Source organism: Flavobacterium sp. HSC-32F16 (genome assembly GCF_024171645.1).
Lineage (GTDB): Bacteria > Bacteroidota > Bacteroidia > Flavobacteriales > Flavobacteriaceae > Flavobacterium.
In genome coordinates this window covers 51,773-66,225 of record NZ_JALKAC010000002.1, presented here as the reverse complement: position 1 = coordinate 66,225, position 14,453 = coordinate 51,773, and the positions used below count along the sequence as shown (strand labels likewise).

Sequence of the window (14,453 nt, the reverse complement as noted above, 5' to 3'; positions counted from 1 at the left end):
AAAACCAATCGCATTTTTGCACTGTTGAATTTGATCAACGAATTTTTATATGAACATTTAAATAGTATACGCCATGAATGCAATGAAAAACAGAGTACAATTAATTGGTAACGTAGGAAACGATCCAGAAGTTAAAACATTAGAAAGCGGTAAAAAGCTGGCACACTTAACAATTGCAACAAACGAAATTTACAGAAACGACAAAGGCGATAAAGTAGAGCAGACGGAATGGCACCGAGTTACTGCGTGGGGCAAAACGGCTGAAATAATCGAAAAATTTGTAGTAAAAGGAAAAGAGGTTGCGATAGAGGGGAAGTTAACTCACAGAAGTTACGATGACAAAAACGGAGAAAAAAAGTATATAACCGAAGTTGTTGTAAACGAGATTTTATTGCTGTAAATACTCTTTGATTAAACGCCGCGTAAAGAAACAAACCCGACAGGTTTTAAAAACATGTCGGGTTTAACTTTTGCGTTGAAATATTTTATAAAACCGAAGCGCCGTTTATATCAGTTGAAAGCACTTCGCTCATATAATCGAAAAACGGTCTCATGTTTTGGAATGTTTCTAAAGCTTGTTCCAGAAATTGAGGGCTCAATACTTCATCATCTGTAAAACGTTTGATGATTAAAAACTGTTTGAAACGAAGTAAATCAATAGCTTCGTGATCTGCATCAAAACCTTTGGGTGAGGTTTTAAGCTGTTCGCCCTGAAGAACTCCAAAAGTATTTTTGAAAGTTTTGGAATTTAATATTTCTCTAAACGATTCAGGATCGTGTGCAAACTCACTTCTAATTCGTTTTAAATCGGCAGCATTTGGACCCCAAAAGCCGCCAGCAAAAAAGCTGTTTCCTTTTTCAAGATGAAAATAATAGCCGCCTCGTCTGGCAGAGGTTGCCCGCGTATAACTTCCGCCCCAATACGTTTTAAAAGGAGTTTTGTCTTTAGCAAAACGAATGTCGCGGTAAATTCTATAAACACTTTTTTTTCCCGATTGTGTTTCCAGAACATCCGTTTTGGAAAGTTCTTTGAGCAAAGCATCTGCAAAGTTTTGAATATGTTCTAATTCAATTAAATATTCTGGTTTATGCTCATCAAACCAAGGTTTATTATTGTTTTCTTTAAGCTGAAGCAAAAAATCAAGACTTGATTGGGGTATAACAACGCTGTTTTTCATAATAAGATTAAGACGTTTTTAAAATGTAAGACGAATGTAAGTAAAATTAAAAACCCACCAGATTTCTTGGTGGGTTTTCTATATATTGTTAAGCCGTTTTTTTGAATAAATCAAACATAGGACAACGTGAGCAGCGTTTCTTTTCGCTCTTTTTATATTTCTCACAACAAGAAGATTTACAGTTTTCAATCTTCTTGATTTTATCAAGGACTTCTTTATTCTTCTTTTTCTTTTTGTCCTTTTTCTTGTCTTTGTCTTTTTCTTTCTTGCTCAAAATTCCTCTGTATTAGTAAAAACAGAGACAAATATAAAAGAAAAAAGTTATTTTTAAGCGTTCTAAATAAACTTTAACTTTTTTATTTTGGATTGATAGCGATTGAGCTGGTAACGGTTAATTGCTGAATATCACGGTCAAACAAATAAAGTCCGCCTTTGTCTTCACCAATCAAATTGATTTTATCCAAAATAGATTTGGCTGTAGCTTCTTCTTCAATTTGTTCAGAAACATACCATTGTAGGAAATTATGTGTTGCATAATCTTTTTCTTCAAAAGTTATGTGTACCAATTCGTTGATAGATTGTGAAACAAAAATTTCATGATTGTAAAGCTCCTCAAACATTTCTTTAAAAGTAGAATAGGTCATTTTAGGTGCTTTTAGATCTGTAATCTGAGCGTGTCCTCCGCGTTCGTTCACATACTTAACCAATTTAAGCATATGTGCACGCTCTTCGTCAGACTGTGTGTACATAAATTGAGCAATTCCCTCTAATCCGTGTACTTCAGCCCAACAAGCCATAGAAAGATAAGTTTGCGAAGATTCTGCTTCTATGCGGATTTGCTTATTTAAAGCCGATTCAATATTTTTTGATAGCATAATGATGTCTTTTTTGTAAAATTAGAAAAAATAATTCAAACCATTTTTTGGAATCCGCGAAAACATTACACATTTGGATTAATCCTCATTAAAATTAACGAGTTTTTATAACGCCAAAAGAGGCCGGTCTGGAGAATACAGACTTGTTCATAATAGGATTTCCGTTGTCTTCTCTAATAAAACCATCTGTAAATTTACGAAGTATAAACTGTTTTAAAGCATTGTCATAATAGCTTAAAATGTAATAATCCTTCAGTTTCAGAATATTTTGCAGTGAAGCATTTTTGTTTGTACTCAGATAATAATAAATATTATCAATTGCGAGAGGTTCTGATTGTTTAGTGCTTACGAAATCAAAATTAGAATCAAATGTTGAATCGAAAAATGCCATTTTATTTTGAATATCATAAGAAGGCCTTGCACCGATGCCAAATTCACCAAGGATATCATCCATACTGTTATAATTGGTAAAAACATATTCTACAAAACCTCCAAAGGTTACATAGTTTTTATTGTTTTGTTTAAAAACCGAAACACCAACGCTTAAATCAGACAAATGTTTAAGAAATTTAGCAGTAGTTTTTACTTCTTGAGGTTTTTTATTATTGGCCTGAACGAGCAGCGGAGAATTTTTAAAACGGATGGTATCATTTTTTGAAACCGAAATACTTTTTAAGATTTGTCCTGAATCAAAATCTTTTATATCATACAAAAACTCATCATTGTTAGCTTTGATCTGAAATAATTTTCCATCAGTGTAAAACGAATTAGAACTTTTAGCGGTCTTTTTTGAATCGGGCTGGCTAAATGTTTTCTCTTTTACTTCAAGAGTTTGCAGGTTAAGATCAAGAACTTGTGTTTTTTGAGTGTTATAGTCAAATGTCAAAATGATATGATCTTCAAGGACATACATTTTATTGATGCTTGAAGTTTTATCTAAAGAATTGAAATTATCAGATTCTATCTTTTGAATAGGATAACTTCTAATTAATAAGCTGAATGAAAAAGCTTGTCCTTTTTCGGTTAAAAAGTTAAAATTGGAAAGATCGAACATTTTTATTTCGCATTTTCCATTTTGAAATTCATATAAAAGAAGATGCTTTTGGCCTTTTTCTTTTCCAAGCATATAAAACACATTGTTTTTCTGAAAACTGGTTATGATGTATTCATTGTTTTCGGGAAAATCAAAGTTTAATATTCGGGCCGTTTTTAAGTCCAGAAAATATTTTACGATTTTAAGATTTTTTGCATCTTGAGAACCCCAATACAATAACGGATTTCCATCTTCGCTGATGCTGTAGCCGTTTAAAGATTTATTTAACGGCGTTCTTATAGAATCAGTAAATCGACTGGTAAGAAATAAGGATTTGTTGTATTTTGAAATATTGATGTTTTTATCATCTGCTGCAAAAACATAAATATCATTTGTTTTTACATCTTCTACATTCAGTGTTTGGATATTTTCTGAAGAGGCATCTAAAGTTAATGGAAACGAGTTCAATACAGTTTGACCCATTAGTATTGATTTCGAGAACAAAAGAGAGATAAATAATAGTTTTTTCATGAATTTTCAGGCGTCAAATATCATTCCAAATTTAGCGAAATAAACTGTATCTAAGTATAATAGAATTGAATCATGTTATTAGAAGGCTGATTTTAAATTGAGGGAAATAAAAAAGTCCTTAAGAAATTTCTTAAGGACTTGATTTTTAAATCTTGAAAAGAATTATTTTACTTTAAAAGTAACTCTTCTTGCTAATCTTCTAGCTTCTTCTGAATCTTTTTGTATTGAAGTGTCTGCACCAGCAGGAATAACATTTAATCTTGAAGATGCGATTCCGGCTTTTTCAAAGATTGTTTTTACATTCTCTGCTCTGTGATTTGAAAGTTTTTCATTGTACTCTGCTTTTCCAACTTGGTCAGCATAACCAATAATGTCAAGAGATGCAGAAGGGTTTTTTCTTAAGTAAGTTAAAACCACATCGATTGCCGCAGTTGAATTTTCGATTGGAGTTGCTTTGTTGAAATCAAAATAAACGCTGTAATATTTATCGTTTATCAATTCTTTTACAACATCTTTATCGTTGTTTACTACAGTGTTGTTAATTGGTTTTTCTACGATAACTTGTTTAGAAGGAATGTTTTTGATTTGATTTTCAAGGTCAGCAATTTTCTCATCGTAAGCTCTAAGATCTACATTTTCAGAAATTACAGTCCAGTCAGCATGTTTAGTATTTTTACCTAAGTAAATGTTTAAGCCAACAGTACCATTGAACATTAATCCAGAAAATCCTCTGTTACCATCTAAATATGCACCATCAAAAGTACGATCTTGAGATGCATTTAAAATAGTAGAGAAATCTCCAGTTAAAGCTACTCGGTTTGATAATCTTATTTGTCCGGTTACACCAGCAATAAAGTTACCCATTTCATCAGCTCCTTTAAAATTGTCGCTTCTTAATTGAGCATAACCAAAACCAGCATGTCCTAATAAACCAAAAGTGTTAGTCCAGGTTTCAAAGTTCATGATACGGCCTAAATTGGCAACAGCTTGTAAATCTACTCTATAGTATCTTGAATCAAAATCGATAGAGTTATTTTTTGCAGTAAAACTGTTGTATCCAAAATCAGCTTTCAAACCAAATTTGTTGTTAAACATATAACGAACACCTAAATCACCAACCCATGGACTTGGAGTTGCAGTGGTATAACCTGCAGATAATGGTCGTTGAGGTTTCGTTAATCCTCCCGCTAATTCTACAGACCACTTGTTATAAGTGCTTGCAGAACCTTCTGTTTGTGCATTTACATGAATTAACCCTAAAGCAAACGCCAGAGTAATAACAATTTTTTTCATTGTAATTTGAGTTTTAAAATTTTCCCCAAACCAACGAATTTATTACTGCTCAACTCAGCCCCTAAAAGTTATTAGAGTATCAAAATAAGGTAAATTTGTAAGATTAACATTATATAGAGTTCATGGTTTGCTCAAAACAATCTACAAACTGGCCTAAATGTAATCCATCCATCAATGCGTGGTGAACGTGTACTGACATTGCGATGGTGCGTTTTCCAGATTCTGAAGTGATCATTTTTCCGAAAGAGATTTTAGGACAGCTGTCTGGAAATGTGTAACTTCTGGCATGTGAGAGCGAAGTGAAGTTCAACCATGGAATTGCCGAAAAATGAATCAGGTTATCATCATCAAAAGACCGTGTAAAAAGTCCGGTTGTGTTTTGAATGCGTTCGATTTCTGCCAAAGCATTTTTTTCGAAGATTCTAAAATCAGGATTGTATTCAATTAAAGAAAATCCGAAAGTCCCGTCTGCACGCCCAATTGTTGCCGAAGCATCGATACGATCGTGTATGTAAATTTTGCCTTCTGAAATTCGGTATTTAAAATTTTCTACTGAATTTACGGCAGTTAAGGTTTTGTGCAAATAGAAAATGAAAAAAGAGGCCTTTAATTCTTTAGCCGTTTGATAGGCTTTTGTACAGTCAATTTCGACAGTTGCGCCAAAGAAAGGTTCTTCCATTCGGCTGAAATGTTCAAAATGTTCTTTACGATTCCAGGTTTCTAAGTCTAAAAGTGTTTTCATTATAATAAATTATGAACTACTTCGGTTATTTTTTCAAATGAACTAAAGTGTTTGTGTTCAACTTTGTGATTGATTTTTTCGTGTTCCCAAGTGGTGTGAAACGGAATATGAACTGCATACCCGCCAATTCCTAAAACAGGAAGTACATCTGATTTTAATGAATTTCCGATCATTAAAAACTCATTGGACTGAATGTCTAAACGACCCAGTAATTTTTGATAATCGATTTCCTGTTTGTCTGACATTACTTCGATATGGTGAAAATAATGCCCCAAACCAGAACGATGTAATTTACTGTGCTGATCTTTCAAATCTCCTTTTGTGGCAACGACTAATTTGTATTTTCCGTGTAAAGCTTGTAAAGCTTCTTCGATTCCGTCCAATAGTTCAATAGGCTTTTCTAGTAGTTCTTTTCCGTATTGAATTATCTTTCCCACAACTTCAATTGGGATTGTATTGTTTGAAATGTTCATCGCGGCTTCGATCATCGAAAGAATATATCCTTTAATTCCGTAACCGTATAAAGGAAGATTGGCAATTTCAATTTTGAATAATTCCTGCGAAATGCCTTGATGTGAAAGGTAATCTTCCATCAAAGAACAAAACTTATGTTCGGTTTCCTGAAAATAAGGCTCGTTTACAAATAAAGTATCATCGGCATCAAATGCGATTACTTTTAAGTTTGGTATTTTGCTTTTATGTAACATGATGTTTTGTTTTTTGTTTCAGGTTTTCTTTTGTTTCAGGTTTTTGCCACGAATTGCACTAATTTTTTTGCCGCAGATTAAAAAGATTAAAATGATTTTTATCTGTTTGATCTACTAAATCTGCGTGAAAACTTTTTTTGCCACGAATTACACTAATTTCAACTAATTTTTTTGCCACAGATTAAGAAGATTAAAATGATTTTTATCTGCCTGATCTGCCAAATCTGCGTGAGAACTTTTCAGCAGCAAATTAAAAAAACAATCCGTGTAAACCCGTTTAATCCGTAAAATCCGTGGGCCAATTTATTTAGAAAACAGTCTTTTTAAAGAAATAGTTTTATCGTAAAAAGTAATTCGGATTCCGAAAAGCAAAACGATTCCGCCGAAAACCATTTGTAAAGTTATTTTTTCTTCTAAAAACAACCAAGCTAAAATAGAGGTAATTACAGCCTGACTCAATAAACTTAATGAAACTCGGGTTGCTCGCATGTGCTGTGTGGCATAACTAATCGAAAGCCATGCACACAATTGGCATATTACAGCTTGTAAAACTAATACAAACCAACCCGTGTTTGAAAATCCTGTAAAAGGTTCGTTTAGCGAATAACACAAAATTCCCAAATAGATACTCGAAGCCATTAAACTAATGGTCATAAACGACAAAACATCAACTTCTGAAAGTACATTCTTGCTTACCAAAAGATAAATAGAGTATAAGATTCCGGATAAAACGGCAAACAGAAAGGCCTGATTAAAATTCAAATCAATAAAAAACTCAAAGCCAACCAATGTTATCATTCCAAAAAGAGAAACTACAGTTCCAATCCAGAAGTTTGCAGCAGGTTTTGATTTTAAAAATAGGAAAGAACCAACTCCAACCCAAACCGGAGATAAATTAGTAAGCAGTGAAGCCTGAGTCGCGCTTGATTCCTGAATGGCAATATTCCAAACGGCAACATCTGAAGCAAATAAAATACCGCAAAGTGCCGCTAAAAGTGCAAATTTTAAACTAGGAAGTTTAAAGTTTTTACTCAATAACACATACGGCAAAAGCAGAATGACCGCAAAAGCCATTCGGTAAAATGCCGAAATTAATCCTGGCGTTAAACGTAATTTAACCAATATAGGGAAAATTGAAATGCAGAGTATACCGCAGATTAGGGCTAATCTTGGTTTTGTGATTTTCATTGTATTAATCGTGTATTATTTTTCAAAGATACTTTAGAAGTGAATACTTTGAAAGCAAAAAGCGTGAATCAATTAAAAATGTTAATTGGTTCACGCTTTTTTGATGATAAATTTTAATTATTAAAATTTAACGGTAGGTTCTGATGTAGTTTTTTGTTCAGCTTCAACAGGCGTATTATCATACAATCCATATTTGGCTTTTAAGTTAGTTTCGTTGGAAGAGTTTAAAAGAAAATTGTCTTCAAAAACAGTGTTTTTTTCAAACTGGAAATCTTTATAACTATGATATTTGCCTTTGAATAATATTTTATCAGGAAACTCATATTCGTGTGCTTTATAGAGATCGTTTTTATTTTTGTTGTCAATGATTAATATACTCAACGGGTAATATTTTCCATTACTACTATTTCCGTTTGAATCCATCGACATACTAAAACCAAATGAAGTTTCAATTTGAATGGTTCTATCAGATAAAACCCATTCGTAAGAACGACGATCAAATTCATTGCCAATTGTATAGGAGTATTTTGGGTTTCCCAATTTTTTTGTTATTTCATCCAGATTTTTTTTTCTTTCATTTTCTTTTGAAAATGTTGTTTCGGCATAAAATGCTACTGGCTTCTTGTCTATATTAGTTAGCAGGGAAAGTGAATTGAAATAAATGTTTTTAAATTTTGCAATACTATCTAGTTCAGGGCTTTTATAAAGATATCCAAATTTCTTGGTTGGAATTGTAATGTTCATAACATCAGTAATGATGTTAGTGATTTTATATTGCAGCATTTCGTCTGTCAATTTGCCGTCTCGTTCATTATCATACAAAACATCGTTTGAATTTAAAATGTTTTTAGAATAAAGTTTGGCAGGATTCTCCTTAAAATTAATTAGCATTAAATCGAACTCGCTATTCTTCTCAATAACGGTTGCCTGTTTTTTTATAACTAATGCAGGATTTTGTTGATTTGAATTACAGGATTGTAATATTGAAATTAGAAGGAAAAATTTAAATATTTTCAGCATTGCTTTTTTTGGCGAATGTCTTACTTTTTTCTTAATAGTAAAAGCTTAAAAAGAATATTAAAAGTAAAAAATGAAAAATGCCGTTAGGCACTAAATATTGTTAGGAAAAAAAGAATTGACATAGATTTAGCGTGCCGTAGATACGCAGGATATTTTTATGTTTCGTACCTACCGGCACAAAAGGAATTTTAAATTTCTTGTTCTACCAATATTTAGTGCCTGACGGCATAATTTACAGAAATATAAAGGATTAAATTTGTTTTTGTGTGGTATTATGTGTTGAGCATTTTCTGGTAAGCCTTCTTAATTTCCAAGTCAGAAAAAGGTTCAAGTGCTTCTGCCAGTTTGTTAATTGTTCTAATACAATTAATCATTTTGATGCGAAGATCCATATAATCGCCGACTTGTGTAACCAGAATTGCCTCAAAAATTTCGCACATGTGTTCTGGCTGCTCTCTAATTTCTTCCTCAAACCAAATCTCGGAAAGAAATTTTGCCATTGCTGTCATTACAGCCGTTTCTGTTGTTTTTTCATTTTCTTTTTGCATATCGAAAATATTAAACGCACGAAACCCTCGCTTTAGATGTGCAAAAATACCCAGAAGGATAGATTTCCCGAGTTTCCATAGGGCCATCATGGCGAGGGTTCGCTTATGTTAACTTTAAATAAAGTTTCAGAATTACTTCTGGTATTTTTGCAGAACAAACTTACAAAAATGATTTTGAAAGAAACAATAAAATGTAGGGATTTTATTTTATTTTTTTCTTCCTGCAAGGTTTCCAAAACCTTGTAGGTATGGCAATTTATTCAAACCTACAAGGTTTTGGAAACCTTGCAGGACAGCCAAAATAAACATAAACGAGATAAAAAAAGATGTGTTATTACACATCTTTTAAAATCTTTAGTTTACCGTAGCACCATTCGGCGCATCAGCATCAGGATTTACAAAAACCAATTTTCCTTCGGCATTTGTTGTCATCAAGATCATTCCCTGACTTTCAACACCGCGCAAAGCTCTTGGAGCAAGGTTTGCTAATACAGAAACACGTTTTCCGATGATTTCTTCTGGCGAAAAACTCTCTGCAATTCCCGAAACAATTGTACGAACATCAATTCCTGTATCTACTTTTAGCACTAAAAGTTTGTTTGCTTTTGGCATTTTTTCAGCTTCAAGAATAGTTCCGATACGAATATCCATTTTTGCAAAATCATCAAACTGAATTAACTCTTTTTGTGGTTCTGCTTTTTGGTTTTCAGCAATATTTGCGGTTTTTGTCGCTTCCAATTTATCTATTTGTTTTTGTATTTCTTCGTCTTCTATTTTAGCAAAAAGCAATTCTGCTTCGCCAATTTTATGTCCAGCCGGAATTAAATCTGAATTTTCAGAAATATCATTCCAACCTAATTTTTTATCAAGAATGATGTCTTTTGCATCACGATGATTTTCTTTCAGGAACTTGCTAAATCCTTCAAAATGTTCTTTAAGATCACCTAAATTCAAGATTTTAGACAATTTAGCCGCTGTAAAAGGTAAAAACGGTTCAGCTAAAACACTCAAAGCTGTAGCAATTTGCAATGCCACATACATTTGTGTCTTTACACGTTCCGGATTGTCTTTCATTACTTTCCAAGGCTCTTCGTCGGCAAGATATTTGTTTCCTAAACGGGCAACATTCATCAATTCACCAAGAGCTTCACGGAATCTGTAACGCTCAACTGAACTTGAAATTACAGCTGGATACGCTTTTAATTCTGCTAAAGTTGCTTCATCAACTTCTGAAAATTCGTTTGGCGTTGGAATAACACCTTCGTAATATTTGTTGGTTAAAACCACAACACGATTTACGAAGTTTCCGAAAATGGCAACCAATTCGTTGTTATTTCTGGCTTGGAAATCTTTCCATGTAAAATCGTTATCTTTTGTTTCCGGCGCGTTTGATGTTAACGCATAACGTAAAACATCTTGCTTATCTGGAAATTCTTCTAAATATTCGTGTAACCAAACCGCCCAGTTTTTAGAAGTCGAAAGTTTATTTCCTTCCAAATTCAGGAACTCATTTGCCGGAACGTTGTCTGGTAAAATGTAGCTTCCTTCGGCTTTTAGCATCGCCGGGAAAATGATACAGTGAAAAACAATATTGTCTTTCCCAATAAAGTGAACTAGTTTCGTTTCTTCATCTTTCCAATACGGTTCCCAGTCTTTTCCTTCGCGCGCTGCCCATTCTTTTGTAGAAGAAATGTAACCAATTGGCGCATCAAACCAAACGTATAATTTTTTTCCTTCGGCACCTTCAACCGGAACATCAATTCCCCAATCAAGGTCACGCGTTACGGCACGAGGTTCCAATCCGCCGTCGATCCAGGATTTAACTTGTCCGTAAACGTTAGGTTTCCAATCGTTTTTATGACCTTCTAAAATCCATTTGGTTAAGAAATCAGAATATCTATCTAAAGGTAAAAACCAGTGTTTTGTTTCTTTTAAAATTGGAGTTTCTCCCGTAATTGTCGATTTTGGGTTGATCAAATCAGTTGCGTTCAAAGTAGAACCGCAATTTTCACATTGATCGCCGTAAGCTCCATCATTGCCGCATTTTGGACAAGTTCCAACCACAAAACGGTCTGCTAAAAACTGATTTGCTTTTGCATCGTACAATTGTTCTGTAACTTCTTCAATAAAATCTCCTTTATCATACAATGTTCTAAAGAATTCAGAAGCCGTTTCATGATGAATTTGTGCCGAAGTTCTTGAATAATTGTTGAATGAAATTCCAAAATCAGCAAATGATTTGCGAATAATTCCATCATATTTATCAATAACTTGTTGTGGTGTAATTCCTTCTTTTTTGGCTTTCATCGAAATTGCAACGCCGTGTTCATCGCTTCCGCAGATAAATGCTACATCTTTTCCTTGCAATCTTAAGTATCTCGAATATATATCTGCAGGCACGTAAACCCCCGCCAAATGCCCAATATGAATAGGTCCGTTGGTGTAAGGCAATGCCGCCGTGATCGTATATCTCTTTGGATTCTGTGTCATAACTCAATTTTATTGAGTGCAAAAATAAGCAATAGAATTGAGATTTTGTTATTGCAGAGCGTTTTCACAGAGATTCACAAAAAAAATTGTTGTTGTGGCAAATAATCTCGCAAAGTCGCGAAGACACAAAGTTTTTTAATTTTAGCCACAGATTAAGATGATTAAAATGATTTTTACTTAAATCTGCTCAATCTGCGTGAAACAAATCTTTGCGTCTCCGCGACTTTGCGAGATTCAAAAAAAGAACTCCAAGAGTCTCTGCGGTATAAAATCCATAAAATAGAACCAGTTTAAACTAGCATTGGCGCTAAAATCTTCAAGATTTATTTCGCAATCTTTGTCTTCGAAAAAAACAAAAAACAAGTTTATGAGCAAGACAAAATTAATCATCAATAAAAACGGATCAATTAAGATTGAAGGTGAATTCGAAATCATGGATTCAGAAGGAACTGTCTACGGATTGCAAGGAAGATCTGCACTTGGACTTTGCCGCTGCGGTTTATCTGCAAACAAACCATTTTGCGATGGTGGACACAGAAATAACTTCGAACACGATTCTGTTGCATTCGATTTACCACCAATGAAAACAAACTAAGAAATCCTTTTTCAAGGTTTTGATATAAAAAAAAGCTGCATTTTCTGGATGCAGCTTTTTTTATATGTTTTTCGTTTGGTTATTAAATGAGCTTAATTTTAAAATACTCGTTGATAAACGATAATGCAATCAAGAAAACAGAACACAGTAAAAAGCTTATTAGGTTAAACTTCAAACTAAAATGATGCTTTTTTGAGCTTTTGTAAACCAAAAAGAAAAGAAAACAACAAACGATAAATGAAATAGTCAGAAGTCCAATGCCAAAAGAAAGTCCAAGCCTCCCTTCGTCATTTGGGCCTAATAAATTTGCTAATCCAGCCCAAAACCGCATTGCAAGAGGAAAAAGTAAAAAAGGATACAATTCTCTTTTAGGATATTTATTTAGGAGTAAATAAAGTACAATGGCTTGTAAAATTGTAAACAAAGGCCCGGCTGCAGTAACAACGTTTCTATTCCATGCGTGTTTGTATTCTCCAGAAATTAAATTTACAGAATTTAAAGATGCCGTCATTTTATTTCCAAGAAGTTCTCCTGTGCACCAATGTGCTAATTCGTGAAATAAAGTGCTAAGAAAAACTGCAATCAGAACAATTAAAATATATTTTAAGTCTATTTTATTACGAGTAATATCTTTAATCATTTGCTGCGAGGTGCTTGATTTTTAGTATAGAATTTGTTTTTGGCAGCGTAAATAAACAAATAATAATTGTAATACTATTCTTTCTACAGGTAAAGTTCTCCCTTCATGGTAATAATCGAAGAACCGCCAACCAAAATATCATTTTCCCGATTCATAACTTCAATAATTGAGGGATGATTTAGTTTAACACCTTGCAGGATTTTATATTCCTGATTTAGTTTTGTGTATTTTTTTTGGGTTAAAAAACCTACAAGCGGTCCAGCGGCAGTTCCGGTGGCCGGATCTTCATATATTCCGATAATTGGATTGAAAAAACGAGTTTCGGCAATGTTTCCTTCGTTTTGATCAGAAATTGTGAAGCAGTAAAAGCCTTCAAATTTATATTCTTTCGAAATTTCAATCAGAAGTTTATGATCAGGAACGCAGTCGTTGAGAATTTTACTGTTTTTAATGGGAACCATTGTATGAGCAACTTCGGTTTTAACGATTGTAGGCACAAAGTCACTGCTGTCTAAATCTTCGATTTTTAAGCCAAGCGCAACGGCTAATTTATAGGTTGGAATTTCGGTTCCAATTACAGCTTGTTTTTGATGCATTTGCACAACCGGATATTGTGTAACGGGATCAAAACTTACTGATAAAGGAATTGGTGAATGTTTCATGATAACGAAACGATTGTTATTGTCCTGTTCCTGAAATATAGGCAGTCTTTTTAATAAAGCACCACAGACAGCACCCAGTAAATTATGCCCGGCACCGTCGATTTCGATTCCGGTTGGAGTAAATGAACGAACATTTAATGCTTTTTGTGCCGAAGAATAGTAAACGAAAGAAGTTTCAGAATAGCCAAATTCTTTAGAAATATTATGGTAGGTTTCTAAATCTAAGTTTCCATTGGTAAATACCACAGAAAGCGGATTTCCTTTGTAGCTTTTATTTGAAAATACATCTAAAACGTAATATTCTAATGCTGTCCTTTCTTTCATTACTTTCTTCTTTTAGCTTTTAACGGAATAAAGTTACAGTTTATAAAATATCAAAGCAACAGCTTTTACAACATTCGTTTCTGCTCGGCGCTTATGCTTATTGTTTTTTCGAGTCTAGAAAGTCTTGTTTTTTCTTGTTTGGCAGTCATAATCCAGTGAACCATAACTTTTTTGTAGGATGGTGCCTGCTTATCGAAAAATTCCCAGGCTGGTCTATTGGCTTTAAATTGTTTTTCAAATTCGGGATCGAGAGCAGAAGGTTCTTTTTCGTGCGAGTAAATTCGGGACTTTTCTTCAGATCTTAACTTAAAAGCTTTTAATCCGGCTTCTTTCATAAGTCCGTTTTGGGTAAGTACTTCGACTTTTTTGATGTTGATGGCGCTCCAGATACTCGATTTCTTTCTCGGTGTAAACCTAATAGAATAACTTTCTTCGTCAATTGATTTTCGAACACCATCAATCCAGCCAAAACAAAGTGCCTGATCTACAGATTCTGACCAGGACATAGACGGCTTTTTGCTATTCACTTTATAGAAACCTACCAAAAGCTCGGTTTCTTTTGTGTGATGCTTTTCTAACCATTCTCTGAATTTTTCTTGGTTTGAGAAGAAGGCTGGGTTCATTTTT

The 14,453-nt window shown here is 33.7% G+C and carries 16 protein-coding genes; 2 read left to right on the top strand and 14 right to left on the bottom strand.

The annotated features are described in order from the left end of the window. Positions 1 to 73 precede the first annotated feature (73 nt). Positions 74 to 400, top strand: a complete 327-nt coding sequence (locus tag L1276_RS06880; RefSeq protein ID WP_253786362.1) for a single-stranded DNA-binding protein — start codon at positions 74 to 76, stop codon at positions 398 to 400. 85 nt (positions 401 to 485) lie between these two features. Here the strand turns inward: L1276_RS06880 and L1276_RS06875 are convergent, their stop codons facing one another. The 11 genes from L1276_RS06875 to metG form a co-directional block, all read right to left on the bottom strand. Then, a complete protein-coding gene (locus tag L1276_RS06875) occupies positions 486 to 1,178 on the bottom strand; it encodes a DUF2461 domain-containing protein (protein ID WP_253786361.1) in 693 nt (230 codons plus the stop codon). Positions 1,179 to 1,266: 88 nt separating this feature from the next. Further along, on the bottom strand, positions 1,267 to 1,452 hold the full coding sequence (locus L1276_RS06870; RefSeq protein ID WP_253786360.1) for a hypothetical protein: 186 nt from the start codon (positions 1,450 to 1,452) through the stop codon (positions 1,267 to 1,269). 82 nt (positions 1,453 to 1,534) lie between these two features. Next, complete coding sequence (locus tag L1276_RS06865; RefSeq protein WP_253786359.1) at positions 1,535 to 2,053, bottom strand: ferritin; 519 nt, start codon at positions 2,051 to 2,053, stop codon at positions 1,535 to 1,537. Positions 2,054 to 2,147: 94 nt separating this feature from the next. Continuing rightward, a complete protein-coding gene (locus L1276_RS06860; protein WP_253786358.1) occupies positions 2,148 to 3,617 on the bottom strand; it encodes a hypothetical protein in 1,470 nt (489 codons plus the stop codon). 162 nt (positions 3,618 to 3,779) lie between these two features. After that, complete coding sequence (locus L1276_RS06855) at positions 3,780 to 4,910, bottom strand: OmpA family protein (RefSeq protein WP_253786357.1); 1,131 nt, start codon at positions 4,908 to 4,910, stop codon at positions 3,780 to 3,782. Positions 4,911 to 5,019: 109 nt separating this feature from the next. Further along, a complete protein-coding gene (locus L1276_RS06850; RefSeq protein WP_253786356.1) occupies positions 5,020 to 5,652 on the bottom strand; it encodes a chloramphenicol acetyltransferase in 633 nt (210 codons plus the stop codon). Further along, positions 5,652 to 6,359 (bottom strand): HAD family hydrolase, encoded by a 708-nt coding sequence (locus tag L1276_RS06845; protein ID WP_253786355.1) that lies wholly within the window; start codon positions 6,357 to 6,359, stop codon positions 5,652 to 5,654. The genes L1276_RS06850 and L1276_RS06845 overlap by 1 nt, the downstream gene beginning before the upstream one ends. A gap of 303 nt (positions 6,360 to 6,662) precedes the next feature. Beyond that, a complete protein-coding gene (locus tag L1276_RS06840) occupies positions 6,663 to 7,547 on the bottom strand; it encodes a DMT family transporter (protein WP_253786354.1) in 885 nt (294 codons plus the stop codon). Between the two features lie 120 nt (positions 7,548 to 7,667). Continuing rightward, positions 7,668 to 8,567, bottom strand: a complete 900-nt coding sequence (locus L1276_RS06835) for a hypothetical protein (protein WP_253786353.1) — start codon at positions 8,565 to 8,567, stop codon at positions 7,668 to 7,670. Positions 8,568 to 8,839: 272 nt separating this feature from the next. Then, positions 8,840 to 9,115 (bottom strand): hypothetical protein, encoded by a 276-nt coding sequence (locus tag L1276_RS06830; RefSeq protein WP_253786352.1) that lies wholly within the window; start codon positions 9,113 to 9,115, stop codon positions 8,840 to 8,842. Between the two features lie 354 nt (positions 9,116 to 9,469). Then, positions 9,470 to 11,605, bottom strand: coding sequence for a methionine--tRNA ligase (gene metG / locus L1276_RS06825; RefSeq protein WP_253786351.1), 2,136 nt, complete (start codon positions 11,603 to 11,605; stop codon positions 9,470 to 9,472). 367 nt (positions 11,606 to 11,972) lie between these two features. Between metG and L1276_RS06820 the strand changes: the two genes are divergently transcribed. Further along, positions 11,973 to 12,200, top strand: a complete 228-nt coding sequence (locus L1276_RS06820) for a CDGSH iron-sulfur domain-containing protein (protein ID WP_041520338.1) — start codon at positions 11,973 to 11,975, stop codon at positions 12,198 to 12,200. Positions 12,201 to 12,282: 82 nt separating this feature from the next. On the opposite strand, the gene L1276_RS06815 is transcribed toward L1276_RS06820, so the two are convergent. The 3 genes from L1276_RS06815 to L1276_RS06805 form a co-directional block, all read right to left on the bottom strand. Continuing rightward, positions 12,283 to 12,840 (bottom strand): hypothetical protein, encoded by a 558-nt coding sequence (locus L1276_RS06815; protein WP_253786350.1) that lies wholly within the window; start codon positions 12,838 to 12,840, stop codon positions 12,283 to 12,285. 83 nt (positions 12,841 to 12,923) lie between these two features. Then, on the bottom strand, positions 12,924 to 13,826 hold the full coding sequence (locus L1276_RS06810; protein WP_253786349.1) for a PhzF family phenazine biosynthesis protein: 903 nt from the start codon (positions 13,824 to 13,826) through the stop codon (positions 12,924 to 12,926). A 65-nt stretch (positions 13,827 to 13,891) separates the two neighbouring features. Further along, positions 13,892 to 14,449 (bottom strand): YdeI family protein, encoded by a 558-nt coding sequence (locus L1276_RS06805; RefSeq protein WP_253786348.1) that lies wholly within the window; start codon positions 14,447 to 14,449, stop codon positions 13,892 to 13,894. Positions 14,450 to 14,453: the final 4 nt, after the last annotated feature.

What these genes read in the sequence shown, in the direction of transcription:
- L1276_RS06880 (WP_253786362.1), top strand. Translation starts at nt 74, where the DNA reads ATGAATGCAATGAAAAACAGAGTACAATTAATTGGTAACGTAGGAAAC.
- L1276_RS06875 (WP_253786361.1), bottom strand. Translation starts at nt 1,178, where the DNA reads ATGAAAAACAGCGTTGTTATACCCCAATCAAGTCTTGATTTTTTGCTT.
- L1276_RS06865 (WP_253786359.1), bottom strand. Translation starts at nt 2,053, where the DNA reads ATGCTATCAAAAAATATTGAATCGGCTTTAAATAAGCAAATCCGCATA.
- L1276_RS06860 (WP_253786358.1), bottom strand. Translation starts at nt 3,617, where the DNA reads ATGAAAAAACTATTATTTATCTCTCTTTTGTTCTCGAAATCAATACTA.
- L1276_RS06855 (WP_253786357.1), bottom strand. Translation starts at nt 4,910, where the DNA reads ATGAAAAAAATTGTTATTACTCTGGCGTTTGCTTTAGGGTTAATTCAT.
- L1276_RS06850 (WP_253786356.1), bottom strand. Translation starts at nt 5,652, where the DNA reads ATGAAAACACTTTTAGACTTAGAAACCTGGAATCGTAAAGAACATTTT.
- L1276_RS06845 (WP_253786355.1), bottom strand. Translation starts at nt 6,359, where the DNA reads ATGTTACATAAAAGCAAAATACCAAACTTAAAAGTAATCGCATTTGAT.
- L1276_RS06840 (WP_253786354.1), bottom strand. Translation starts at nt 7,547, where the DNA reads ATGAAAATCACAAAACCAAGATTAGCCCTAATCTGCGGTATACTCTGC.
- L1276_RS06835 (WP_253786353.1), bottom strand. Translation starts at nt 8,567, where the DNA reads ATGCTGAAAATATTTAAATTTTTCCTTCTAATTTCAATATTACAATCC.
- L1276_RS06830 (WP_253786352.1), bottom strand. Translation starts at nt 9,115, where the DNA reads ATGCAAAAAGAAAATGAAAAAACAACAGAAACGGCTGTAATGACAGCA.
- metG (WP_253786351.1), bottom strand. Translation starts at nt 11,605, where the DNA reads ATGACACAGAATCCAAAGAGATATACGATCACGGCGGCATTGCCTTAC.
- L1276_RS06820 (WP_041520338.1), top strand. Translation starts at nt 11,973, where the DNA reads ATGAGCAAGACAAAATTAATCATCAATAAAAACGGATCAATTAAGATT.
- L1276_RS06815 (WP_253786350.1), bottom strand. Translation starts at nt 12,840, where the DNA reads ATGATTAAAGATATTACTCGTAATAAAATAGACTTAAAATATATTTTA.
- L1276_RS06810 (WP_253786349.1), bottom strand. Translation starts at nt 13,826, where the DNA reads ATGAAAGAAAGGACAGCATTAGAATATTACGTTTTAGATGTATTTTCA.
- L1276_RS06805 (WP_253786348.1), bottom strand. Translation starts at nt 14,449, where the DNA reads ATGAACCCAGCCTTCTTCTCAAACCAAGAAAAATTCAGAGAATGGTTA.